The sequence below is a fragment of the Nonomuraea sp. B10E15 genome (genome assembly GCF_039871615.1).
GTDB lineage: Bacteria > Actinomycetota > Actinomycetes > Streptosporangiales > Streptosporangiaceae > Nonomuraea.
In genome coordinates this window covers 364,568-387,825 of sequence record NZ_JBDPMB010000003.1, presented here as the reverse complement: position 1 = coordinate 387,825, position 23,258 = coordinate 364,568, and the positions used below count along the sequence as shown (strand labels likewise).

Here is a 23,258-nt window from a genome sequence, read left to right as displayed (position 1 = left end):
GGACTTTACCTGGATAGGGTTTTCCCTCGATGGACAAGTTCTGGGCCCACCTGATCGAGGTTCAGCCCGACCCCGACCCCTGGGTCGTGGCGGTCTCGGCTCTCGCCGCGCTCGTGCTCGTCGGTTTCCGGCTGCCCTGGCAGCTGTCCAGAGGCCTGATCACGATCGCCCACGAGGGCGGCCACGCGCTGATGGCGCTGGCCACCCGCCGCAAGCTCGAAGGCATCCGTCTGCACTCCGACACCTCGGGCGTCACCCTGACCAGGGGCAGGCCCACCGGTCCCGGCATGGTGCTGACCGCGCTGGCCGGCTATCTCGCGCCCTCGCTGCTGGGCCTGGCCGCGGCGTGGCTGACCGAGCAGGGCCGCATCACGCTGCTGATCTGGGTCGTGCTGCTGTTCCTGGTCTGCATGCTGCTGCTCATCCGCAACCTGTACGGCGCCCTGATCCTGCTGGCCACCGGCGGCGCGGTGTTCGCCCTGATCATGTACGCGCCGGCCGAGGTGCAGCAGGTCGTGGCCCTGGTGGCGGTCTGGTTCCTGCTGTTCGGCGGGATCCGCCCGATCATCGAGCTGCAGCGCAAGCGGCACCGGCGCCAGGCCCGTGACTCCGACGCCGACCAGCTCGCCCGGCTGACGATCCTGCCGGGCGGGTTCTACGTGTTCTTCTTCCTGCTGGTGTCACTCGCGTCCGTGGCGTTCGCCGCCTACCTCATGAATCCCCTTTAGGCTGGCATATCCCCACTGAACTCCCTTGCGAGCCTCATGGCAGGGAGTGTCGTGCTGCCTGGTCGAAGCCCGTGTGCGTGCGGGGCGCGGTGGCGCGCTCAACCGAGTAGCTTGCGCGCTGCCTGCTCGATCTCCTCCTCCGACAGCAGCACGTGGTCGGCCGCCCCGCCCAGCGGGATGAAGCTGTCGGATGAGGTGACCCGGGCGATCGACCCGGTGAACCCGGCGTCGAGCAGCTCGGCCACGACGCCCTCCGACACGCCTCCCGAGTGGCGGGTCTCGTCGGCGATCAGCACGTTGCCGGTCAGCTCCGCGGCCCGCAGCAGGTCGTCCATCGGCAGCGGCGCCAGCCAGCGCAGGTCGAGCACGCGGCAGCCGTAGCCCTCCTGGGTGAGCCGGACCGCGGCGCGCAGGCTCATGCGCACCCCGTTGCCGAACGTCACGATCGTCAGGTCGCGCCCGTCGCCGTAGGAGCGGGCACTCCCGACGGGGACGTGCGTCTCGGCCCAGCGACCGGGCGGCGCGTAAGGTGCCAGCCAACCGCCGTCGCCCGCCTCGAACAGGTCACGCGTGTGGTAGAGCGCGATGGGCTCGAGGTAGACGCAGACCGACCCGGACGTGCGGGCCGCCGCCAGGCAGGTGCGCAGCATGGCCGAGGCGTCGTCGGGGCGCGACGGTGAGGCGATGACCAGCCCTGGGATGTCGCGCAGCGCGGCCACCGCGTTGTCGTTGTGGAAGTGGCCGCCGAACCCCTTCTGGTAGGCGTAACCGGCCACCCGCACCACCATCGGGTTGGTGTAGTTGCCGCGCGAGAAGAACGACAGCGTGGCCGCCTCCCCACGGATCTGGTCGAGCGCGTTGTGCAGGTAGGCGAGGTATTGGATCTCGGGCACCGGCAGCAGCCCCGACACGCCGGAGCCGAGCGCCAGCCCCAGGATGGCCTGCTCGTCGAGCAGCGTGTCGAACACCCGCCCTGCCCCGAAACGTTTCTGCAACCCCCTGGTCACGCCGTAGACGCCGCCCTTCTTGGCGACGTCCTCGCCGAGCACCGTCATCTCCGGGTAGACGGTCAGCGCGTCGGCGAGCGTGCGGTTGATGGACTGGCAGAGCGTCAGCGGCTGCTCGTTCTCCGGCAGCGAACCGGCGAACGCCTTCTCCCTGGCCTCGCCGGTGGCCGCCACCGGGCTGATCCTGGCGATCAGTTCGGCGTCGCGCGGCGCGATCGGCTCCATGACCTCGCGGGCCGAGCCGAGGCGCGGGCTGCGCGTCGTCTCCATCGCCATCCGCAGCACGTGCTCGCGGGCGGACTCGTACGTGGTGAGCAGCCCTTCAGGGGTCTCCAGCCCGGCCTCGACGAGCAGCGCCGCCGTCCGCAGCAGCGGGTCGCGCGCGAGGTCGGCCTTGATCTCGCGCTGCGTACGGTAGGCCGACTCGACGTCGGAGCCGGCGTGCCCCATGAGCCGCACGGCCGACAGGTGCAGGAACGCGGGGGAGCGGTGCTCGCGTACGTGCTCGGCGGCGCGGACGGCCACGTCGTAGGCCTCTGCCAGGTCGCATCCGTCGGCGGCGAAGTAGGCGATGCCCGGGCGCCGCGCGGCCGTCTCCACCCATCCCTTGGGGGTGCGGACGCTGATGCCGATGCCGTTGTCCTCGCACACGAACAGCAGGGGCAGCGCCTGCCCCTGGTAGGTCGCGTAGGAGGCGGTGTTGAAGCCGGACAGGGCGCTGGCGTGGTTGATCGAGGCGTCGCCGAAGCTGCAGACGGCGACCGCGTCCTCCGGCCATGCGGACCTGACGCCGAGGGCCCGCGCCCGCTCGATCGCGAACGCCACGCCGACGGCTCTGGGCAGGTGGCTGGCGATCGTGGAGGTCTGCGGGATGACGGCCAGGTCGGGATGGCCGAACACCTTGTGCCGGCCGCCCGCGATCGGCTCGTCGGCCGCTGCGGTCAGGCCCATCAGCACGTCGCGGATGCCCTGCTCGGGCAGCCGCCCGGCCTGCTCCGACCGGGTGAGGTAGAAGGCGCCGGAGCGGTAGTGGAGCAGGGCGGGGTCGCCGGGCCGCAGGGCGGCGGCGACGGCGGCGTTGCCCTCGTGACCGGCGGAGCCGATCGTGTAGTAGCCCTCGTCCTGCGCGCGCAGCCAGCGGGCCGCGACGTCGAGCAGCCGGCTGTCGAGCTGGCGGTGGAACAGGGTGCGGCACCGCTCGCCGGTCAGGGCGACGCCGTCGCGGACCGGCTGTGCGGGATCTCGGGCGGGGCCCGCCTCAAGCATCGCCACGGCCTGGGTGAAATGAGTCTCAACTGTGTCGCGCGCCACAACTCGATTATGTCTTTGTTCGGCGCCGCCGTCTGCTGGACGCCGGCGACATGTCGTGGACCGGTTTCGGCGGCCGGCACATCGACGGCGCCTCAAGCCCCGTCATCGCCAGGGTGAGCATCGCCTCCAGCCTCCTGATCGGCGTCTCCAAAGCCGCGGTCGGGACCAGGTTCGCCACCGAGGCGGCCGGTCCTACCACCCGCCCGCGCCGACCGGCTGCCTCGCCCGAGTGCCGGACCCCTCACCTCGAACGACACCAGGAACGAGCCCGGCTCCGGGCCGGTGGAACCGGCGTCCCCGCGGCGACACGCGACGGCCCGCCCAGGACCGTGGACTCCACAAAAGCCGACAGGCTCGTGACGCGTCGAGGTGGGCTTCCGGAGGGGCCGACAACGGCCGAGCACTCCCAGGTGATCTCATTCCGCGTCGTCGGACCAATACATGTAGGGGCTCTCGTAATAAGGCCCCTCCGCGAACGGTGGACGCCTATCATGATCTCGGAGCACCTCATAGGAATGTTCGATCGGGTCCCTCCCCGAATCAAGCCTGCCTTCTCGGAGCGCATCGATCGTCGTATCTCCGTAGATCCCCGGAAGCCGTGGCAGGATGATGTGCAGCTTGCCCGGCAGTTGTCCGTGTTCGTAGACCACCATCCGGTTGAACTCGCGTAGGTGATCTCTGGCCTTGTCGTGGGCATCGCCCGTCAGGTCGGCCCACAGCTCGTCCGGCCGGAAACGTACGTCATAGCTCTCCGTGACGTTTTCGAAGCTCTGCTTGTGGTTCTTGAAACTGATGCCGAACGAATCGCACACGTCGCTGGTCTGACCGGCGACGTAAGCCAGCGCTTGCGCGGATCCGTGGAACTTGCGCATGGATTCCCCGATGAGCTCACCCATCTCCTCCGGCAACGCCTTGGACGCGCGGAGAGCGAAACCCTCGAGCTGATCCACCTTTTTCTCGAACTGGTTGGCGACTTTACGGAGCACATCCGCGTTGAAGATCAAGTCTTCCGGAGCGCTCCGATCAAAAAACTTCTTGATGACCGAGTAGTCGTTGGGCGAAACGTCCTCGTTTTCTTCCATGTGGTCGACCAGAACTTCCTCGCATGTATAGGTGCCGCCCCCGCTGGTCGTGTTCAGCAGTAGATCTTTATTCTCCATAAATGCTTCTTCGGCGGCAGTGTAGTTGGCTGAAGTGGTGGCAAGCATGCCGCCGATATTGCTGTATTGCCAGTGGAATTCCCGTCCCGCATCGGCTAGTACGTCGATCACCTTCGCCAGATCGAGCTGCATTCTTGAAATGGTTCGCCAAGAACCGGGCAGGAGAGAGTCCTGATAAGCTTGTTTGGCCAAGGGGGAGGAGTCAAGGTTCTCTAGTTGAAACTGAAACGTGCTGCTGTGTCCGAAGTCCGGTCCGGGGGTAGCGCCGCTTTTCCAGAGGATTACGCTGGTCTGGTAGCTCCATGGTGTCGGCTCGGAGGTGTCAAAATAATCTGATGACCTTTGCATGTCGGCCGCCAGTCCGGCGAGCTCGGAGTGGTTGACATTGATGCCACGCGAGGGCCAAGGCCAATCGCTGGTGCGAGCAAGCTGGATCTCTCCGGACCACTCTCTCCATTCTGAGTAGGATTTCTCTGCCATGGTTGAATCCTCCTGTGAGTTCCGGCAAGGTCGGCCCTCCAGCTCGAAGGTCGGGGACTTCTGCGTTGTCACACGAACAACATCGAGCTGCAGCGCCTCAATGAGACTGGTAATGGGATCGCAGGAGCCATCACCTGTCATGCGCTGGCTCTTGCTGGTGAAAGCGGTCCGAATATTACCGTGATCTTCCCCCTCCATCGCCGCCGCGAGGAAGAAGGGCGGGCGACCTCAGAGCCGCGTCACCCAGATATGGCGTTCCGCAGGGTTAGGGGCGACACCAGCCAGCGATTGCATCCCCTCAGAACCCTCTAATGGCGGTCTGCGCAGACACAAGGACAAGACGCCCACGATTTCAGACATTAGCTGTCGTCCATGTCGTGCACGGTGATCAGGGGTCTGCTGCAGATCGCCGACGAGGGCTCCTGGGTACCAGGGCCGGGTGTCGCTGTACTTCAAGCCGCTGGGCTCGCGCTCGTGGCAGTACGTGAAGACGACCTGGTCCAGCGACAGCGGCCGCCTCTACACCAAGGCCAAAGCCCGGCGGTCGGGTCACTGGAGGTTCGTCTTCCGCGGTGACGACGACGCCCACGGCGACACCAGCGGCCTCGGACTACGTCCGGGTGCGACGGTGACCGCCTGAGCTGGGGAGCGGCCCCGGGGCACACCGCCCCGGGGCCGCACCGGTCTCGGCCTAGTTGGGCTGCTGGCCGGGCAGCTTGGCGTCGATGCGGACAAGAAGGGACTTGATGTCCGCGATGTCACTGTCGACGGCGTCGAATCGCCGGTCCACGGCCTCGAACCGGTCGTCCACCGCCTTGAACCGGTCGTCCACGGCTGTGAAGCGCTCGTCCATGGCCCTGAACTGCTCGTCCACCGCCTTGAACCGGTCGTCGATCTCACGGGCCTGCTTGCCCATGAACGCCTCGAGACGGTCGAACCGGGCCTCGTGCGAGTCGAGCCGCTGGTAGATCTTGTCGATCTGCAGCTCCATCCGCGCGGCCTCAGAGCGATCGGCCGCAGTCGGATACGAAAATCAGTCCTATTCGGCCCGCCTGAACTGGGCGATGCCCACGCCGAGCAGCGCCGCTCCGAGCGCGGCCACGACGCCCAGCTCCAGCAGCACCGGCACCTGCTGGCCGAACCACGTCACCCCCGGGTTCAGCACCGCGTTCACCTGGGCCGGCACGTCCAGATGGGAGAAGACCGCCTGCCGCATCGGATCCACCGCGTACGTCATAGGGTTGACCACGGTCAGCACGTGCAGCCACGAAGGCAGGTTGGCCAGCGGGAACATCGCCCCCGACAGGAACATCATCGGCATGATCGCCATCTGCATCAGCCCGAAGAAGGACTGCATGTTCTTCATCCGGGCGGCCAGCATCACCCCGAAGGCCGTGATCGTGAACGCCGCCAGGAACATCTCCGCCAGCAGCGTGAGGAACAGCGAGGGGGAGTAGGGCACGCCCACCAGCCCCGCCATGGCGAGGATCACGACGCCTTGCCCGGTGGCCACGATGGCGCCGCCGAGGCACTTGCCGACCACGATCGCGCCGCGCGACACGGGCGCGACGAGCATCTCCCTGAGGAACCCGAACTCGCGGTCCCACACGATGGACCCGGCGGAGAACATGCCCGTCATGATCACGGTCATGGAGATCATGCCGGGGAACATGAACGTGCGGTAGTCGATCCCGGGGATCGAACCCTGCACCAGCGAGCCCAGGCCCGTGCCCATGACGAACAGCCACAACACGGGCTGCATGAGCATCGACAACATGCGGGTGCGGTCGTTGACGAAGCGCAACATCTCCCGATGGAGCACGATCTTGATGGCCCGGAGATCGTGACCGGCGCTGCGGGCCGGCACCCGGACACTGATGGTCTCTGCCGCCATGACTACCGCCTCGCCATCGCACGCATCCACGCCATGGTGTCGCCGCCGGCCTCGGCGTCGCGGATCGTGGAGCCGGTGTAGGACATGAACACGTCGTCGAGCGACGGCCGGGAGACGCTGACCGAGCGGATCGGCATGCCGAGCTCGGCGAACAGCCGGGGCACGAACTCCTCACCCGACGGCACGGCGAACGTCACCGCGCCCTCGCGCACGGCCGCCTCCAGCCCGAACCGCTCCCGCAGCGCCTCGATCGCCGCGGTGTCGTCGGCGGTCTGGATCTGCACGCGGTCCTTGCCGACGCTGGCCTTGAGCGCCTCGGGCGAGTCGATGACGACGATCTCGCCATGGTCGATGATCGCGATCCTGTCGCAGTATTCGGCCTCGTCCATGTAGTGCGTGGTCATGAAGATGGTGATGTCCTCCATGAGCCGTAACTGGTTGATGTAGCCCCAGATGGCCGAGCGGGTCTGCGGGTCGAGGCCGACGGTCGGCTCGTCGAGGAACAGGACCCGCGGCGAGTGCAGCAGGCCCCTGGCGATCTCCAGCCGCCGCTTCATGCCGCCGGAGAACGTCATCACCTTGGCGTCCTTGCGGTCCCACAGCGCGACCATCTCCATCACCTGCCGGATCCGGTCGCCGACCAGGCTCTTCGGCACGCCGTACAGTTCGGCGTGGAACCGCAGGTTCTGCTCGGCGCTCAGGTAGCCGTCGAGGGTGGGGTCCTGGAAGACCAGGCCGATGTTCCTGCGCACCTCGTCACGTTCCCGCACCACGTCGTGCCCCGCGACGGTGGCGGCGCCGCCGGTCGGGTTCACCAGGGTGCAGAGCATGCTGATGGTGGTGGTCTTGCCGGCGCCGTTGGGGCCGAGGAAGCCGAACACCTCGCCGGGACGCACCTCGAAGTCCACGCCTTTGACGGCGTCGACCTTGCCGTACGACTTGCGCAGCCCTTGCACGGCCACCGCCGCGTTCTCGTTCATTCAGCCCTCCGCGAGGATCTGGAAGACGGACCTGCGGGTCTGCTTGATCAGCTTCTTGGCCTCCGCCACCTGCCGGTCGCTGCCCGTCCTGGCCAGGTGGGAGAAGGCCTCGCTGAGCTGGGCCCAGAGCAGGCGCAGCTCGTGGTGGCCGGTCGGCACGGTGCGGGCGACCTCCTCCCACGGCGCCTCGCCGGCGTGCCGGGCCGCCTGCGCGCGCCCCTGCTCGCTCACCCGGTACGTACGGCTCCCGCCCGCTTCGTCCGCCACCACCAGCCCTTCGTCCTCGAGCTGCTGGAGCGCCGGGTAGACCGATCCAGGGCTGGGCCGCCACACGCCGCCGCTGCGCTCCTCGATGTCCTGGATCAGCTGGTAGCCGTTCTGCGGCCCTTCGTGGAGGAGGGCGAGCAGGGCCGCCCTGACGTCACCCCTGCGCACCCTCGGCGGGGGCGTGTCCCACCCAGGCCCCGCGCCGAACGGTGGCGGTGGTGGTGGCGGTGGCGGGGATGGTGGCGGTGGGCCGGGTGGGAAGGCTCCGGGCCCGGGCGCCCCTGGCGGGGGGACGGGCGGCGGCGCATTCCAGAAGTCGTTCTCGCGCATGCTGCCTCCAACCTATCGAGATAGCGTGACGATATATCTAGATAGTTGGCATGAGCAAGGGTATGTCCAGTAAGTCGGAGAAAGTTAGCGAGCGCTAACTGAGGCTTCGATCGCGGACCTCGCCATCGCGTGCAGCAGCGGCCGCATCTCCTGCGCGGGCAGCTCGCCGGCGCTGTGCGGCGTCGAGTTGAGCAGGCCGAAGACCGCGTGCGTCGCGGCGCGCAGGCGCGCGGCCGGGCAGGCGGGGTGCAGCTCGGCCAGCACGGTCACCCACTCCTCGACGTAGAGGCGCTGCAGCCGCCTGATCTGCCGGCGCGCCGGCTCGGGCACGTTGCCCAGCTCCCTGTCGTGCACGGTGATCAGGGCCGGCTGCTCGATCGCGAACGTGATCTGCACGTTGAGCAGCGCGTCCAGCGTCTCCGCAGGGCCTGGGGAGGAGGTGGCGACCGCGACGGCCGACTCGCGCAGCCGCGAGCTGACGTCGAGCAGCATCTCCGACAGCAGCGCGTCCTTGCCGCTGAAGTGCCGGTAGAGAGCGGGCCCCGAGATGCCGACCGCGCCCCCGATGTCCTCGATCGAGACCCCGTGGAAGCCGCGAGCGGCGAACAGCCGGGCCGCCGCCTCCAGGATCTCCGCGCGCCGGTTGCCGCGATTGCGGGTAGGTGGAGAGACGGTGCTCACGTCTCACATGCTAGACGATTAGGTTAATGATGACTAACATCCCAGCCATGGGAGGGGACTCATGAACGAGTGGCCGGTGCTGAAGTCGGCGGCTGAGCCCGGCGCGGAGGCGTACAAACGACATGCCGAGCACAACGAGCGGCTCGCCGCCGAGCTGCTCGAACGGCTCGCGGCGGCGGCCCTCGGCGGTCCCGAGCGGTCGCGGCGGCGCCACGTCGAGCGGGGCAAGCTGCTGCCGCGTGACCGCGTCGACGGCCTGCTCGACCCCGGCTCCCGCTTCCTGGAGCTGTCGCCCCTGGCCGCGAACGGCCTCTACGACGACCAGGCGCCGGCGGCGGGCATCATCACCGGCGTCGGCAGGGTCTCCGGGCGCGAGTGCGTGATCGTCGCCAACGACGCCACCGTCAAGGGCGGCACCTACTACCCGGTCACCGTCAAGAAGCACCTGCGCGCGCAGGAGGTGGCGCTGCACAACCGCCTGCCCTGCGCCTACCTGGTCGACTCAGGCGGGGCGTTCCTGCCCCGGCAGGACGAGGTGTTCCCCGACCGCGAGCATTTCGGGCGCATCTTCTACAACCAGGCCACGATGTCCGCCCGCGGCATCCCGCAGATCGCCGCCGTGCTCGGCTCGTGCACGGCCGGCGGCGCCTACGTGCCCGCGATGAGCGACGAGGCGGTGATCGTCCGCGGCCAGGGCACGATCTTCCTGGGCGGCCCGCCACTGGTGAAGGCCGCCACCGGCGAGGAGGTCACGGCCGAGGAGCTCGGCGGAGGCGACCTGCACGCCCGCGTCAGCGGCGTCACCGACCACCTCGCAGAGGACGACGCGCACGCGCTGGCCATTGTCCGCGACATCGTCTCCACGCTGGCGCCACGCGCCGAGCGGCCGTGGACGACGACGAAGCCGGAGCCACCCCGGTACGACCCGCGCGACCTGTACGGCATCGTGCCCGCCGACACCCGCCAGCCCTACGACGTGCGCGAGGTGATCGCCAGGATCGTCGACGGGTCGCGTTTCCTGGAGTTCAAGGCCGAGTACGGCTCGACCCTCGTCACCGGGTTCGCCCACCTCCACGGGCATCCGGTGGGCATCGTGGCCAACAACGGCATCCTGTTCGGCGAGTCCGCCATGAAGGGCGCCCACTTCATCGAGCTGTGCGACCAGCGGCGGATCCCCCTGGTCTTCCTCCAGAACATCAGCGGCTTCATGGTCGGCAAGGCGTACGAAGCGGGCGGCATCGCCAAGCACGGGGCCAAGATGGTCACGGCCGTCTCGTGCGCCCGGGTGCCCAAGTTCACCGTGGTGATCGGCGGGTCGTTCGGGGCGGGCAACTACGCCATGGCCGGGCGGGCGTACTCACCCAGGTTCCTGTGGATGTGGCCTAACGCCCGCATCTCGGTCATGGGCGGCGAGCAGGCCGCGAACGTCCTCACCACCGTGGGCGACGCCGACCCCGACGCGATCAGGGCCCAGTACGAGCACCAGGGCAACCCGTACTACTCCACGGCCAGGCTCTGGGACGACGGCGTGATCGACCCGGTCGACACGCGCACGGTCCTGGGCCTGGCGCTGTCCGCGGCGGCCAACGCGCCGCTCGAGCCCGCCGGTTACGGCGTCTTCAGGATGTGAGCGAGGTGAAGGAAACCGTGCGAAGCACCGGGCGGCAGGCGAGTTCCCCGCGCGGAGAAGGCGTGCGAAGCACCGAGCCGCCGGGGTGCGTGCGGGGGGCGAAGCGCCCGCAGGAGGGCTTCACGAGCGTGCTGATCGCCAACAGGGGCGAGATCGCCGTGCGGATCGCCCGCACGCTGCGCGGGCTCGGCATCACGTCGGTGGCCGTGTACGCGCCGTCCGACGCGGGGGCCAAGCACACCCTCGAAGCAGACATCGCCCTTGAGGTGCCGACATATCTTGATATTGAGGCCATTGTGGCGGCGGCTCGCGACTCGGGGGCGCAAGCCGTACATCCCGGTTATGGATTTCTTGCGGAGAACGCCGCGTTCGCGCGGCGCTGCGCCGAGGCCGGGCTCGTGTTCGTCGGGCCGCCCGCCGACGCCGTCGACGCGATGGGCGACAAGATCCGGGCCAAGGCCACGGTGGCGGCCGCGGGCGTGCCCGTGGTGCCCGGCCGGGCCGAGCCCGCCTCCGTGGAGGACTGGAGCGACTTCCCCGCCCTGATCAAGCCGTCCGCGGGCGGCGGCGGCAAGGGCATGGTCCTCGTACGGTCGGCGTCCGAGCTGCCCGAGGCGATCGCGTCGGCCCGGCGCACGGCACTGGCGGCCTTCGGCGACGGCACGCTGCTGATCGAGCGCTACGTCGAGAACCCGCGGCACATCGAGATCCAGATCATGGCCGACACCCACGGAAACGTCGTGCACCTGGGCGAGCGCGAGTGCAGCCTCCAGCGCAGGCACCAGAAGATCATCGAAGAGGCGCCCTCGCCCTTCGTCAGCCCCGAGACCCGTGCCCGCATGGGAGCGGCCGCGGCGGAGGCCGCGCGCGCGGTCGGCTACGTCGGGGCGGGCACGGTCGAGTTCATCGTGGACGGCACCACCGGGGCCTACCACTTCATGGAGATGAACACCCGTCTCCAGGTCGAGCACCCGGTGACCGAGCTGGTCACCGGGCTGGACCTGGTCGAGTTGCAGCTGCGGGTGGCGGCCGGCGAGCTCATGCCGTTCGGGCAGGACGACGTACGGCTGACCGGCCACGCCGTCGAGGCGCGCGTCTACGCCGAGGACCCGGCCCGCGGCTTCCTGCCCAGCGGCGGCCGTGTCCTGGCGCTCCGCGAACCCGGCGACCCGGCCCCCGGCGAGACCGCGACGGCGTCGCCGCGCGGCGGGGCGGTCGTGCGGGTCGACTCGGGGCTGGTCGAAGGAGCGGCCGTGGGCACCTCTTTCGACCCGATGTTGTCCAAGGTCATCGCCTGGGCCCCCGACCGCGCGACGGCGCTGGCCGTCCTCGACCGGGCGCTCGCCAGGACGGCCGTGCTCGGCGTGGTCACCAACATCCCGTTCCTGCGCGCGCTCGCCGCCCACCCGGCCGTCACGGCCGGCGAACTGGACACCGGCCTGGTCGAGCGCGTGCTCCCCGACCTCGTCCCCGCCACGCAGGTGCCCGACGAGGTGCTCGCCGCGGCCGGTCTCGTCTTCCACGCCATGCCCCAGGGCGACGACCCGTGGGACATCACGGACGGATGGCGGACCGGCGAACCGGCCTGGACCACCTGGCGGCTGGAGTCGCGGGACGGCGTGCACGAGGTCCAGGTCCGCGGGCTGCCCCGCGAATCGGCCGAGGTCCGGATCGACGGCGACGCGGTGCCGGCGCGCATCCGGACCGACGAGACGCCGGCCGGCGCGCTCTCCGGGCTTCGCGGCGGCGCGCTGCTGCACGTCACCGTCGGCGGCCGTACCGAGCGTTATCTCTGCGCGCGCGACGCCGACACGCTCTGGCTCGGCAGGGACGGAGCCTCGTGGGCGCTCACCCGGCACCTCATCGGCGACCCGGGAGACCGGCCGGGCGCCACGGCCGCCGGCGACGGCGCGGTGCGCAGCCCCATGCCCGGCACCGTGCTGGTGGTCAAGGCCCAGCCCGGCGAGCGGGTCAGCGAGGGCCAGCCGCTGCTCATCGTGGAGGCCATGAAGATGGAGCACACGGTCACCGCCCCGCACGACGGCACAGTGTCCGAGCTGGCCGTGCAGGCGGGCCAGCCGGTCGACATGGACGCCGTCCTGGCCGTGGTCCGCCGCGAACCCGCCGAACGGAGTGAGGCCATGGACCGTGAGGGAGCGCCGTCGTCCGGAGGGGACAGGGAGGCGTGATGCCGTACGCGATGGAAGGTCTTCCGCACCAGGTCACGATCTACGAGGTGGGCCCGCGCGACGGGTTGCAGAACGAGTCCGCCATCGTGCCCGTCGAGGTCAAGGCCGAGTTCATCCACCGCCTCGCCGACGCGGGGCACAAGGTGATCGAGGCGACCAGCTTCGTGCACCCGGACTGGGTGCCGCAGCTGGCCGACGCCGGTGAGCTGCTCGGCAGGCTGCACAGGAAGCCAGGAGTGCGCTATCCCGTGCTGGTCCCCAACATGCGCGGCCTCGACCGGGCGCTCGAACTCCAGGCCGACGAGATCGCCGTCTTCGCCAGCGCCACCGAGACGTTCGCCGCGAAGAACCTCAACCGCAGCCTGGAGAGCCAGTTCGACATGTTCGAGCCGGTCGTGGCCCGGGCGCTCGACAACGGGCTGAAGGTGCGCGCCTACGTGTCGATGTGCTTCGGCGACCCCTGGGAGGGGCCGACGCCGGTCAAGCAGGTGGTCGCGGTCGGGGAGCGGCTGCTCGGGCTCGGCTGCCACGAGCTGTCGCTCGGCGACACCATCGGCGTCGGCACGCCCGGCCACGTCACCGCCCTGATCAACGCCTTCCGCACGCCCGAGCGGCTCGCCGTGCACTTCCACGACACGTACGGGCAGGCGCTCAGCAACACCCTCGCCGCGCTCGAAGCCGGCGTGACCACCGTCGACGCCTCGACCGGAGGCATCGGCGGCTGCCCCTACGCCGAGTCCGCCACCGGCAACCTCGCCACCGAAGACCTCGTGTGGATGTTGCAGGGACTCGGCATCGAGACCGGGCTCGACCTGGGCAAGCTCGTGTCCACCAGCGTCTGGCTGGCGGAGCTGCTCGGCCGGCCCAGCCCATCCCGCGTCGTACAGGCGCTTTCGAAAGGGTGACCATGCTCAAGGACGAGTACGAAGAGCTCCGCAAAACCGTCGAGGCGTTCGCGCGCGACGTGGTCGCGCCGGTGATCGGCGACTACTACGAGCGCGAGGAGTTCCCGTACGACATCGTGCGGCAGATGGGCGCCATGGGGCTGTTCGGACTGCCGTTCCCGGAGGAGTACGCCGGCATGGGCGGCGACTACTTCGCGCTCTGCGTGGCGCTGGAGGAGCTGGCCCGCGTCGACTCCAGCGTGGCCATCACCCTGGAGGCCGCGGTGTCGCTGGGCGCCATGCCGATCTTCAGGTTCGGCACCGAGGAACAGCGCGAGACCTGGCTGCCCAGGCTGGCCGCCGGCGAGATGCTGGGAGCGTTCGGCCTGACCGAGCCCGGCGGCGGCACCGACGTGCCCGGCGGCATGCGCACCACGGCCGTGCTCGACGGCGACACGTGGGTGATCAACGGGACGAAGGCGTTCATCACCAACGCCGGCACCGACATCACCGGCGTCGTCGGCGTGGCCGCGCTCACCGGCGAGCGGGAGATCTCCACGATCCTGGTGCCGAGCGGCACGCCCGGGTTCACGGTGTCGAAGAAGTACTCCAAGGTCGGCTGGAACGCCTCCGACACGCGCGAGTTGTCGTTCACCGACTGCCGCGTGCCCGCCGCCAACCTGCTCGGCGAGCGCGGCCGTGGCTACGCCCAGTTCCTGCAGACGCTCGACGAGGGCCGCATCGCGATCGCCGCGCTCAGCGTCGGGCTGGCGCAGGGGTGCGTCGACGAGTGCCTGAAGTACGTCAGGGACAGGAAGGCGTTCGGCCACCCGATCGGCCACTACCAGGCCATCCAGTTCAAGATCGCCGACATGGAGGTCCGCGCGCACACCGCCCGCCTGGCCTACCACCACGCCGCCGAGAAGATGCTGGCCGGTGAGCCGTTCAAGAAGGAGGCCGCGATCGCCAAGCTGGTCTCGTCCAACGCGGCCATGGACAACGCGCGCGACGCGACGCAGATCTTCGGCGGGTACGGGTTCATGAACGAGTTCCCCGTCGGGCGCTTCTACCGCGACGCCAAGATCCTGGAGATCGGGGAGGGCACCAGCGAGGTGCAGCGCATGCTGATCGCCCGCCGGCTGGGACTGGGCGATCTCTGAGGTTTGCATCAGGAACGTGCGACGATCTAGTGTCGTCAGTCATGACGGCTGACGATCTTCTGATCAGGAGGGCGGAGAAGGCCGACGCGGACGCGGTGTTCGCGCTGGCGCGTGAGTTCGGCCTGACCTTCAGGCCCGAGCGCGAGGCCTTCGACTCCGCGCTGCCCGAGCTGCTGGCGAACAAGGACGCCCTGCTGCTCGCGGCCGTCGTGAACGGGCGGGTCCAGGGCTACCTGCTGGGGTTCGTGCACCTCACGCTGTTCGCCAACGGGCCCGTGGCCTGGGTCGAGGAGGCCATGGTCGGGTCCGGTTCGCGCCGGCAGGGCATCGGGCGGGCGCTGCTGGAGGAGTTCGAGAAGTGGGCCCGCTCCCGCGAGGCGGGCTACGTGGCCATGGCGACCCGGCGGGCGCCGGAGTTCTACCACGCGCTCGGCTACGAGGCATCGGCCACCTTCTTCCGCAAGGTCCTGCGCTGAGCCCGGTCCCGCGCTGGGCCCGGGCTTCCGCGAGGTCCTGAGCCGCGTCCGCGAGGTCCCCGCGCCGAGCCTGGGATCACGCCACCCGCGGGCGCGTTCTGTCGGCGCCGGATGGCATCCTTGGGACGTGAGCATCCATGCCGTGAGCCCCTTGTTCGTCGGGCGTGCCCGTGAGCTCGCCGTTCTCGGCGACGCGCTGGTCAGGGCGCGGGCCGGGGCGTCGGCCACGGTGCTCGTCGGCGGCGAGGCCGGCGTCGGCAAGACGCGGCTGATCAACGAGTTCACCGGCCGGGCCGGCGACGCCATGGTGCTCGTCGGCGGGTGCCTGGAGCTGGGCACGGAGGGCCTGCCGTTCGCGCCGTTCACCGCCGTGCTGCGCGGGCTCGTGCGCGAGCTGGGGCGTGACGGAGTCGCGGCGCTCGTCCCCGGCGGCACCACGCGCGGGCTGGCGCGGCTGCTGCCGGAGTTCGGCGAGCCGGACAGGGACGGGCCGGAGGCCAGGGCGCGCCTGTTCGAGCAGGTGCTCGGCCTGCTCGAACGGCTGGCGGAAGAGCGTCCCGTGCTGCTGGTCGTGGAGGACGCGCACTGGGCCGACCGCTCCACCCGCGACCTGCTGTCATTCCTCGTCCGCTACCAGCGCACCGCGGCCCGGCTGCTCGTCGTCGTCTCCTACCGCGCCGACGAGCTGCACCGCACCCACCCGCTGCGCCCGCTCATCGCCGAGCTGAGCAGGGTCGAGTGGGTCAGCCGGATCGAGCTGCGCAGGCTCACCCGCAAGGAGGCCGTCGAGCAGGCGGCCGGCATCCTCGACCGCGCGCCGTCCGCCGCCGACATGGACGTGATCTACGCGCGCAGCGAGGGAAACCCGCTGTTCGTCGAGGCGCTGCTGAGCGACGAGAGCGGCGGCCACGCGCTGCCCGAGTCGCTGCGCGACCTGCTGCTGGCCGGCGTCGAGCGGCTGCCCGACGAGACGCAGGAGCTGCTGCGGGTGGCCAGCGCCGGCGGGCAGCGCATCGAGCACGACCTGCTGAGCGCCGTCGCGGGGCTTGACGAGAGTGCGCTCTCCGGAGCGCTGCGGCCGGCGGTGGCGGGCAACGTCCTGGTCGTCGACGGCGAGGGCTACTCCTTCCGGCACGCCCTCATCCGCGAGGCGCTCCACGACGACCTCCTCCCCGGCGAGCACACCCGCCTGCACACCCGCTACGCCGAGGCGCTGGAGCGCGACCTGTCGATCCTGCCCGCACCGCGCGGCGCGATCGAGCTGGCCCACCACTGGCACTCCGCCCACGACTCCACGTGGGCGCTGGTCAGCGCCTGGCACGCGGCCGCCGCGGCCCGCAAGTCCGCCGCCTACGACGAGCAGCTCAGGATGTTGTCCAGAGTGCTCGAGCTGTGGGACCAGGTGCCCGACGCGGCCGAGCGCATCGGCGCCGTCCGCGTCCGCGTGCTGCGGCAGACGGCCACGGTCGCCCACCTGGCCGGCGAATACGAGCGCAGCATCGCCCTGGCCGGCGCCGCCCTGGCCGAGCTCGACCACGACACCGACCCGATCGACTCGGCGCACGCGCTGCGCCAGCGCGGCCTGACCCGCTACGACCTGGGCCGCCCCGGCTACATCGACGATCTTCGCCAGGCGGCCGCGCTGGTCCCCTCGCACGAGCCCAGCAAGGTGCGCGCCCAGGTCCTGGAGAGCCTTTCGCGCATGCTCCACCGGCCCCAGGACCTGCCGGAACGTCTGGCCACCGCCCAGCTCGCCAGGCAGATCAGCCGCGAGGTCGGCGACGCCAACGTCGAGGCCCACGCCCTGATCGACTACGCCTGGGGCCGCTGGGGCTACTCCGAGATCGAGGACCAGCTCGGGGCCTTCGGGGAGGCCCGCGCCATCGCGTCGGGCGGAGGGGCGTACAACGCGCTGATGCGCTGCGCGATCTCCGAGTCCGACGCTCTGGAGGGCGCGGGCCGGCACGAGCGGGCCGCGCGGGTCGCCCGCGAGGGCGTGGCCGAAGCCGGCCACTACGGCCTGGCCCGCACGTCCGGCACGTTCCTGTCGATCAACCTGGCCGAGCCGCTGGTGTCGCTCGGGCAGTGGGACGAAGCGCTGCAAGTGATCGAGCACGCGCTCGATCTCTCGCCGCCCGCCCCCTACCGCGCCAGCCTGCAGGGCTTCGCCGCCGACATCGCGCTGGCGCGGGGCGAGCACGACCGGGCCGAGACGCTGCTGGGCTCGGTGCGGAGGGTGCTGGCCCGCGGGGTCCACCGGGACCAGGTGCTGCTTCCTCATCTGCGCAGGGAGATAGGGCTGCTCGAGGCGCGCGGGCGGATCGAGGAGGCGGTGGAGACGGCGGGGCGAGCGCTGGAGGAGCGCGACCTGCTGGCCAGCCCGCGATATTCGTGGCCGGTGCTGGTGGCCTTCGCCCGGCTCTTCGCCTCCGTCGCGGCGCCCGTTCCCGCCGGAGGTTCCGGCGGGCCGGCGCGGCCCGGGGCGCCCTTCCTGCCGCGGCTTCGTGCGCTGGCGCAGGAGCTCGAGGTCGACGGGGCGCTCCAGCAGGCGCACCGGCTCACGTTCGCCGCGCTGACCGGCCCTCACTTCCCCGCCGCTGCGGCGGTGCTCGCCGGGGAACACCCGGCCGCCTGGCAGCTCAAGGCATGGGACGCGGCGGTGCGGGCGTGGGCCGGGCTGCGGCAGCCGTACGCCGAGGCCTGGTGTCTGATGAGCGCGGCCCAGGCCGCGCTCGCGTGCGGCGACCGGCAGGAGGCCGCGGCGCGGCTGGCACGGTCGCGGGAGCTGGCCGAGCGGCTCGGCGCCGGGCCGCTGATGGAGCAGGTCGACGCCTTCGGCCGCAGATCCAGGCTCGCGGGGCCGGACGCGGCGGGCGAGGGAAACCCGATGGGGCTGACGGCTCGCGAGCTGGAGGTGCTCCAGGAGGTGACCAACGGCCGCAGCAACAGGGAGATCGCGCAGGCGCTGTTCATCTCGGTCAAGACGGTGAGCGTGCACGTCTCCAACATCCTGGCCAAGCTCGGCGTCGCCACGCGGGGCGAGGCCGCGGCCACGGCCCACCGCCTCCGCCTCTTCGACATTCCGACGTGAGTCGTCCCGTCCGGCCGGGCCGGATGCTCCAGCCCGCCACGGCTCGTCGCCGGCTCGCACGGCTCCGCGTCACCGGCCACGCCACGCCGGGCAAGTGAGCGGACGCACCGGCCGGCCGGCGTCTCCAGGCCACCGCCCGGCCCTGCGAGCATGCGCCGACGGTCGAAGAAGGCGTTTCGCGGGTCGTCGCGGGTGGGTCGAAGGAGTTTCCCCTGGCGGCGGGTCCGCAGTGGTGTTGGGTGGATGCCACGGGTGCGGCGACGGCGCTTGACCGGTCGGCGAGGGGTGACGGGCGTTCGCGGGTGGCGGGCAGGGGTGTGGTCAGCCGGTCAGCTGGGCCTCGAGCCGGTAGCCGTCCACGGTGACGTACACCTGGTCACCGGGCCGGGCGTTCAGGCGCATGAGCACCGGCTGCAGGGAGTCGAAGACCGGCTGGTGGCCCTGCCACACCAGCACGATGGCGTTGTCGCCGGGGCCCGTCACCGACAGCAGCGTGCCGGGGCGCATGCCGAGCTGGGCCGCGTACCCCTCAGGCACCGGCACCGGGCCGCCCCTGAGGTGTTCAGGAGTGACCTCGATGCGCTGCCAGCGGCGCGGGTCGGAGGACGGGCCCGGCAGTGGCGGGGGTGGCGTGGACGGGGCGCCTGCCAGGCCGCCGGGCACCTTCCCTGAGCGGCTTCCCGACAGGGCCGACAACGTGGCCAGGGCGGCGGAAGGGTCGATGGAGCTCGCGTTCACCGTCGGGATGGGCTGGCCGCCCCGGTGGTGGCCGTTGGCGCCGGGCGTGCGGCGGGGGAGAGGCTGGGCGGGGGCCTGCGCCGCGGCCGGGTCGGGGACCGTCTCGGCGGGGAGGGCGTCGAGCCAGGCCTTGGCCGAGTGGGCGCGGATGCCCAGCTCCGCCATCAGCTCCACGACGTCGGCGTCGGGCGGGCTGGAGGCCAGGAGCTGCCGCGTACGGCTCTGGAGACCGTGGATGTCGCCCACCACCAGCCAGCCGTCCTGGAGACGGCGGTCGGGCATGAGCGTCACCAGCACACGCCAGAGCGGGGTGCGCAGCGACGGGACGGTCACCGGGTGGGCCGGGTCGGCGCCGATGAGCTGGTCCTCGGTGGCCGCCGCGCCGAGCCACTCGGTCAGCCGGAACATGTGGCCGGTGACGGGCGCGGACTCGGAGGAGCGCAGCCAGTGCAGGACACGCTCCTCCGCGGTGCGCTGGGCCTGCGAGAGCGCGTCCCTGTCGACCAGCAGCTTGTGGGCGAGCGTACGCAGGCTGACCGGGTCCTCGGCGAACAGCCGGTGGACGGCCACCGCCAGCTCCATCTTGTCCAGGCTGCGGAACAGGCTGTCCACGACCCGCACCATCGCGTGGTCGTTGTCGGTGGGCGCCGCGCCGGACGGCGGCGCGCCGGGAACAGGAGCCGCGTAGGCGGGCGCGCCCTTGGCGCCGTCAGGGCCGGGGACGGCGGGCATCGAGCCGGTGTGCGGGCCTGTTCCGGGAACGGCGGGCATCGAGCCGGTCTGGGGACCGGAATGGGGGACGGCGGGCATCGAGCCGGTGTGCGGGCCTGATCCGCGGACGGCGGGCATCGAGCCGGTCTGGGGACCGGAGCCGGGCATGCCGGGGAGCGAGCCGGTGTCCTGGCGCCCGGGCGCCGCGCCCCCGGGACGCTGCGGAAGGCGTTCGGACGGGCCGCCGGGGGCCGGGCGCTGGGGAAGGCCCTCGACCCCCGGGCCCTGGTGCGGGCCGCCGCCCGGAGGCTGGGCCGGGAGCGACCCCGTCTGGCGGCCGTCAGGTTGCGCGGGGAAGGAGCCGCTCTGCGGGCCGGCCGGGCGGTCGGACGGCTGAGCGGGGAAGGAGCCCGTCTGGCTCTGCCGGCCGCTCTCCGGCTGCGCGGCGAACGACCCTGTCTGGCGGCCTTCCCCTTGCGCGGGCGTGGAACCCGGCTGGCGGCCTTCCGGCTGCGCGGGAAGCGGGCCGGTCTGGCGGCCTTCCTGCTGTGCGGGGAAGGAGCCGCTCTGCGGGCCGGGCCTGCGATCCGGTGGCTGGACGGCGAAGGCGCCCGTCTGCGGCTGGGCGTGCCCCTCGGCCGGACTGGTGAACGGTCCTGTGGACGGCGGCTGCGCGCCGGCGCCGGGTTGGGAGGCGCTCTGGGCGACGAACATCCCGGTCTGAGGGGGCGCCGAGGGAGCGGCGCTCTCCTGCGGGCCGGGTTGCGCGCCGGCAGGCTGGGAGCCCGCGGGCTGAGGCGGGCCGGACGGGCCTGCCCCCGGCTGCTGGGGTGCGCCGGACTGCGCGGCCGCGGGTTGTGGTGCTCCGGGCTGGGTGCCTGCGGGTTGTGGTGCTCCGGGCTGGGAACCCGCGGGTTGTGGTGTGCCGGGCTGGGCGGCGGCCTGGGGCTGCGGTACGCCCTCCGGCTGGGCGGGGAAGGAGCCGGTGCTCCTGGACGAGAGACCGGCGGCCGCGCCGACATGGAGCGGGCGGGTCACCTCCGGATGGTTCGCCCGTGCCGCGAGCACCGGCTCGCGCTGGGCCGGGATGCGGCCGAGGATCTCGCGGAAGATCGAACCGACCACCACTTCAGGCGTGGCCGACGGGGTGCTCAGGTCGCTGGGGGACAACCGGCGCAGCCGCTGCCAGCCGCCGAGGCCGGTGATCGCCGTCCGGGTGGCCTCGGGCCAGCCCGGCAGTGCCGGGTCGATGTGGTGCACCGTCAGCGCGGGCAGCAGGTCGCACAGCGGCAGGTGATCCCAACGGGAGGTCGCCAGCCGGGCCAGCCGCTCGCAGATCCAGTCGAGGCCCGCCGTGCCGAGCGCCTTCGACAGCGCCATGGAGGACCACCACCCGGCGGGCAGGCGCGGGTCGCCGAGCGCCTCGGCCACCTGCTGCGGACGGCTCCAGCGCAGCGCAGGGACTAGGTCGCTCAGGCAGATCGATGACTCGACATCCATCGGCGGACCTTATCCTCCCCAGTGAGCCGCATGGTGCTGCCCGTAGTGATGTGGCTAATGGTGCAGCCTACGCGGCAAGCTATCAATCAGTGTGAATAGGGTAAAGACGGTTCAGATCCAAACCGTACCGTGGTCGGCCGCCCACGTGGGCCACACATTCGGCCCCCGCGCGGCAACCGGCCTCCAGAGCGGCCCCTTCCCCGGCACCATGTAAAGCCGCCGCGAGGAAGCCCGCGGCGAACGCGTCACCTGCCCCGGTCGAGTCGACGACCTCGGCGGGCACGCCCGCCGCCGTCGCGACCACTGCACCGTCCACGGCGGCCAGCGCTCCCTCGGCTCCCAGCTTCACGACCGCTGTACCGTACGTCTCACTCAAGAGTACGGCGGCACGCTCCGCCGTTGGGGCACCACTGAGAATCAGGGCCTCGTCAAGATTCGGGATGATCAGGCTGGCAGGGGCGGTTTCCTGGATGAACCGTTCGACGCCGAAGTCGCGCAGCGGCCCCGTGGAGGCCGGGTCGATGCTGATCGCGACGCCTCTGGCCGCCGCCTCCGCCATGGCGCGTCGGGCCAGCCGCAGCCCGCCTTCCCCGAAGAGGATGTATCCCGACAGATGGAGCCGGCCGACGCCGTCGAGCAGGGCGGGATCCCAGTCGGCGTCCGAGATCAGGCCGCCGGCGCCGCGGTTGGTGAGCATCGAGCGCTCACCGCTCTTGTCCACCATGGCGATCACGACCGCGGTCGGATGGTCGGAGTCCACGGAGAGGTGCGGGCGTACGCCCGTCTTGAGAAGCTCGGTCGTGTGCCACTCGCTGCTGTCGTAACCCAGCTTGGCCAGCAGCCGCGCGTCGGCGCCCAGGCAGGCGGCCCAGGCGGCGGTGTTCGCGCCCGAACCTCCGGGACGGAGCACGATGTCGGCGGCCGTGTCGGCGCCCGTCATGACCGGTGAACCATGCAACGCCACCACATCGGTGACGACGTCGCCGATGATCAGGAGAGCGTTGTCCATCACGGTCTCGCCCATGCGAGGGCGATCTGGGCGGCGAGTGCGGTGTTGCCGCGCACGGCGGCCAGGTTGGCCTCCAGGGAGGCGCCGCCGGTGCCGTCCACGAGATAGCCGAGCAGGAACGGGGTGATGGCCTGCCCCTTGATCCCCTGGCGCTCGGCGGCGGCCAGCGCCTCGGCGAGCACGCGGTCGTGCAGCTCGGGATCGAGCTGGCGGTCCTCGGGCACCGGGTTGGCCACGATCAGCGCGCTCTCCTGGCCGCCGAGTGCGTCCTGGCCGCGCATGATGGCCGCGGCCTGGGCGGGCGACTCGATGCGCCAGTCGATCGGCTGGCCGGAGGAGTGCAGGTAGAAGCCGGGGAAGGTGTCCGTACGGTAGCCCGCCACCGTCACGGCCCTGGTCTCCAGGCGCTGGAGCGTCGCGGGCACGTCGAGGATCGACTTGACGCCGGCGCAGACGATGGTGATGCGCGTGCGGGCGAGGGCGTCGAGGTCGGCGGACTCGTCCTGGTCGTCCGTCCAGCCCCGGTGCACGCCGCCCAGGCCTCCGGTGGCGAAGATCCGGATCCCGGCGCGGGCGGCGAGGAACGACGTGGCCGACACGGTGGTCGCGCCGCTCGCCTTCAGCGCCGCCGCCACGGGCAGATCCCGCTGTCCCAGCTTGCGCAGGCCGGACTCCGTCGCGACGCGCTCCAGCTCCACCTCGTCGAGCCCGATGCGCGGCACGCCGTCGAGCACGGCGATCGTGGCCGGCACGGCGCCGGCGTCGCGGACGATCCCCTCCAGTTCGCGCGCCACCTCGAGGTTGCGCGGTTGCGGCAGCCCATGGGAGATGATCGTGGACTCCAGCGCCACGACGGGCGCGCCGCCGGCCAGGGCCTCGACGACCTCGCTGGACGGCTGAAGAACGGAGTCGGTGGCGCTGCGCATGGTGAGTTTCGTGCTCCCTGAGTGATCCTTACCGGCATACCCTGAACGGGGTAGTTTACGGTATTTGTTCCGAGCTGAGCACGGCGCTGCGGCCGTCCATCCGAGG

General features: G+C 71.1%; 18 protein-coding genes. 8 read left to right on the top strand and 10 right to left on the bottom strand.

From position 1 onward, the window contains the following. The first annotated feature begins 29 nt into the window (after positions 1-29). The gene (locus tag ABGB14_RS14660) at positions 30-728 is read left to right on the top strand and encodes a M50 family metallopeptidase (RefSeq protein WP_347644162.1); all 699 of its coding nucleotides are present in this window, start codon (positions 30-32) and stop codon (positions 726-728) included. A 98-nt stretch (positions 729-826) separates the two neighbouring features. Here the strand turns inward: ABGB14_RS14660 and ABGB14_RS14655 are convergent, their stop codons facing one another. Together ABGB14_RS14655 and ABGB14_RS14650 are read right to left on the bottom strand one after the other, a co-directional pair. Further along, positions 827-3,046: a thiamine pyrophosphate-dependent enzyme gene (locus ABGB14_RS14655; protein WP_347644161.1), complete on the bottom strand. Its 2,220-nt coding sequence runs from the start codon at positions 3,044-3,046 to the stop codon at positions 827-829. Positions 3,047-3,462: 416 nt separating this feature from the next. Further along, positions 3,463-4,686, bottom strand: a complete 1,224-nt coding sequence (locus ABGB14_RS14650) for a hypothetical protein (protein ID WP_347644160.1) — start codon at positions 4,684-4,686, stop codon at positions 3,463-3,465. A 439-nt stretch (positions 4,687-5,125) separates the two neighbouring features. On the opposite strand from ABGB14_RS14650, the gene ABGB14_RS14645 reads away from it, so the two are divergent. Then, positions 5,126-5,326 carry a hypothetical protein gene (locus ABGB14_RS14645; protein ID WP_347644159.1) on the top strand — a complete coding sequence of 67 codons (201 nt, stop codon included), beginning with the start codon at positions 5,126-5,128 and terminating at the stop codon, positions 5,324-5,326. Positions 5,327-5,377: 51 nt separating this feature from the next. Here ABGB14_RS14645 and ABGB14_RS14640 read toward each other — a convergent pair whose 3' ends face one another. From ABGB14_RS14640 to ABGB14_RS14620, 5 genes are all read right to left on the bottom strand, one after another. Next, a complete protein-coding gene (locus ABGB14_RS14640; RefSeq protein WP_347644158.1) occupies positions 5,378-5,677 on the bottom strand; it encodes a hypothetical protein in 300 nt (99 codons plus the stop codon). A 48-nt stretch (positions 5,678-5,725) separates the two neighbouring features. After that, entirely contained in the window at positions 5,726-6,580 is an 855-nt protein-coding gene (locus ABGB14_RS14635) for an ABC transporter permease (RefSeq protein WP_347644157.1), read from the bottom strand. A gap of 2 nt (positions 6,581-6,582) precedes the next feature. Then, positions 6,583-7,560, bottom strand: coding sequence for an ATP-binding cassette domain-containing protein (locus ABGB14_RS14630; protein ID WP_347644156.1), 978 nt, complete (start codon positions 7,558-7,560; stop codon positions 6,583-6,585). Beyond that, positions 7,561-7,995: a PadR family transcriptional regulator gene (locus tag ABGB14_RS14625; RefSeq protein WP_347644155.1), complete on the bottom strand. Its 435-nt coding sequence runs from the start codon at positions 7,993-7,995 to the stop codon at positions 7,561-7,563. A gap of 246 nt (positions 7,996-8,241) precedes the next feature. Beyond that, a complete protein-coding gene (locus tag ABGB14_RS14620) occupies positions 8,242-8,838 on the bottom strand; it encodes a TetR/AcrR family transcriptional regulator (protein WP_347644154.1) in 597 nt (198 codons plus the stop codon). Between the two features lie 61 nt (positions 8,839-8,899). Here ABGB14_RS14620 and ABGB14_RS14615 point away from each other — a divergent pair, with 61 nt between their 5' ends. From ABGB14_RS14615 to ABGB14_RS14590, 6 genes are all read left to right on the top strand, one after another. Beyond that, positions 8,900-10,468, top strand: coding sequence for a carboxyl transferase domain-containing protein (locus ABGB14_RS14615; RefSeq protein ID WP_347644153.1), 1,569 nt, complete (start codon positions 8,900-8,902; stop codon positions 10,466-10,468). A gap of 89 nt (positions 10,469-10,557) precedes the next feature. Then, the gene (locus ABGB14_RS14610; protein WP_347644353.1) at positions 10,558-12,657 is read left to right on the top strand and encodes a biotin carboxylase N-terminal domain-containing protein; all 2,100 of its coding nucleotides are present in this window, start codon (positions 10,558-10,560) and stop codon (positions 12,655-12,657) included. Next, complete coding sequence (locus ABGB14_RS14605; RefSeq protein ID WP_347644152.1) at positions 12,657-13,562, top strand: hydroxymethylglutaryl-CoA lyase; 906 nt, start codon at positions 12,657-12,659, stop codon at positions 13,560-13,562. The genes ABGB14_RS14610 and ABGB14_RS14605 overlap by 1 nt, the downstream gene beginning before the upstream one ends. A 2-nt stretch (positions 13,563-13,564) precedes the next feature. After that, positions 13,565-14,701, top strand: coding sequence for an acyl-CoA dehydrogenase family protein (locus tag ABGB14_RS14600; protein WP_347644151.1), 1,137 nt, complete (start codon positions 13,565-13,567; stop codon positions 14,699-14,701). Between the two features lie 41 nt (positions 14,702-14,742). Next, on the top strand, positions 14,743-15,177 hold the full coding sequence (locus ABGB14_RS14595; RefSeq protein ID WP_347618320.1) for a GNAT family N-acetyltransferase: 435 nt from the start codon (positions 14,743-14,745) through the stop codon (positions 15,175-15,177). Positions 15,178-15,304: 127 nt separating this feature from the next. Continuing rightward, entirely contained in the window at positions 15,305-18,268 is a 2,964-nt protein-coding gene (locus ABGB14_RS14590; protein WP_347644150.1) for an AAA family ATPase, read from the top strand. Between the two features lie 321 nt (positions 18,269-18,589). Here the strand turns inward: ABGB14_RS14590 and ABGB14_RS14585 are convergent, their stop codons facing one another. The 3 genes from ABGB14_RS14585 to ABGB14_RS14575 form a co-directional block, all read right to left on the bottom strand. Continuing rightward, a complete protein-coding gene (locus tag ABGB14_RS14585) occupies positions 18,590-21,217 on the bottom strand; it encodes a hypothetical protein (protein ID WP_347644149.1) in 2,628 nt (875 codons plus the stop codon). 82 nt (positions 21,218-21,299) lie between these two features. Beyond that, positions 21,300-22,241 carry a PfkB family carbohydrate kinase gene (locus tag ABGB14_RS14580; RefSeq protein ID WP_347644148.1) on the bottom strand — a complete coding sequence of 314 codons (942 nt, stop codon included), beginning with the start codon at positions 22,239-22,241 and terminating at the stop codon, positions 21,300-21,302. Beyond that, a complete protein-coding gene (locus ABGB14_RS14575) occupies positions 22,226-23,152 on the bottom strand; it encodes a pseudouridine-5'-phosphate glycosidase (protein ID WP_347644147.1) in 927 nt (308 codons plus the stop codon). The genes ABGB14_RS14580 and ABGB14_RS14575 overlap by 16 nt, the downstream gene beginning before the upstream one ends. Between the last annotated feature and the right edge of the window lie 106 nt (positions 23,153-23,258).